General features: G+C 70.4%; 2 protein-coding genes. Both read right to left on the bottom strand.

The window, feature by feature from the left end; genetic code table 11:
• Positions 1-671 (bottom strand): biosynthetic peptidoglycan transglycosylase (locus tag G3N93_RS39725; RefSeq protein WP_206135495.1); only part of this gene is annotated, 671 nt, incomplete at its 3' end.
• A gap of 10 nt (positions 672-681) precedes the next feature.
• Positions 682-1,256: hypothetical protein (locus tag G3N93_RS39720; protein WP_206135494.1), on the bottom strand; the 575-nt coding region annotated here is incomplete at its 5' end.

Here is a 1,256-nt window from a genome sequence, read left to right as displayed (position 1 = left end):
CGGCACGCGCGCTCGGCGACCTTGGCGGACGTTGCATTCGGTGCGCGCACGAGCGCGGCCGCGATCGCGGCTTCGCGCGCGTCGAGGCCCGACGGCGCCTTGCCGAACAGCACCTGCGACAGCGCGGCGAGGCCGATCGTCTCGCCGCGAAACGGCACGAGGTTCAGATACGCCTCGAGCACCTGGTCCTTGCGCCAGCCGCGTTCGAGCAGCAGCGCGTTGACCGCCTGCGTCGCCTTCTGCGGCAGCGAGCGCTGGCCCGACCGGCGCGGCGAATCGCTCAGCAGCCCGGCGAGCTGCATCGTGACGGTCGACGCGCCGCGCGTGCGCTCGTTCCACAGGTTGCCCCATGCGGCGCCGGCGATGCCGCGCCAGTCGACACCACTGTGTTCATAAAAGCGCTTGTCTTCCGACACGACGATCGCCTCGCGAAACGCGGGCGACACGTCGGCAAGCGACACCCAGTCGCCGCGCCGTTCGGTGAGGTCGATGCGCGTGCGCTGCAGCGGCGTGCCGTCGCGTGCGAGCAGCACCCAGTCGGAGCTGCGCCAGTTGCGGCGCACTTCGTCGTAGCTCGGCAGCGCATGCGCGACGAGTGGCGCCGCCAGCACGATGGCCACGAATACGCGGCCGGCGAAACGCGCCGGCCGCGGCAAACCCTGATCGATCATCGCTTACTCGTTACTTGCCCGCGTCGGCCGCCTTCACGGTCATCGGCGGGTTCGGCCACAGGCCGTACACGGACGGCGCGTACAGCGCCTCGACACGCGTCGGCGGAAGCCCGAACGTGCCGACGTTGTTCAGCCGCACCGTGTACTCGACCGAGAATTTGCCCTTCGGCAGATAGTCGTAGTACGCGCGGTAGCCGTCGAAGTCGCGCTCGATGAACGCCGGCCATGCGCCGTCCGGCGTTTTCTCGCCCTGCGTCGCGGCTTCGGAGTCGCGGCCAAGGCCGGAACCGAGGATCGTCGAACCGGCCGGAACCGGATCGTTGACGACGACCCACGTCATGTCGCTCTGCGCATCGATGTCGAGACGCACGCGCACGACGTCGCCGCGTGTCAGCACGCCCTTGACGGCGGGCGATACGGGCGTGACGGTCTTCGTGATCCGGTAGCCGGCTGCGAACGGCGAACGCAGCGGCACCGCCGCGAGGCTTTCGATCGTGGCCCACGGGCGGCCCGTGCCGTCCTGCGTGACGGACAGCGTGGCCGGCGCCTGCGACGCGCGCGGCCACGGCAGCATCACGCTGCGGA

Source organism: Burkholderia sp. Se-20378, from assembly GCF_017104665.1.
GTDB classification, from domain to species: Bacteria; Pseudomonadota; Gammaproteobacteria; order Burkholderiales; family Burkholderiaceae; genus Burkholderia; species Burkholderia lata.
The sequence above is the reverse complement of the archived record's forward strand: the minus strand, read 5'-3'. Positions and strand labels throughout refer to the sequence as shown.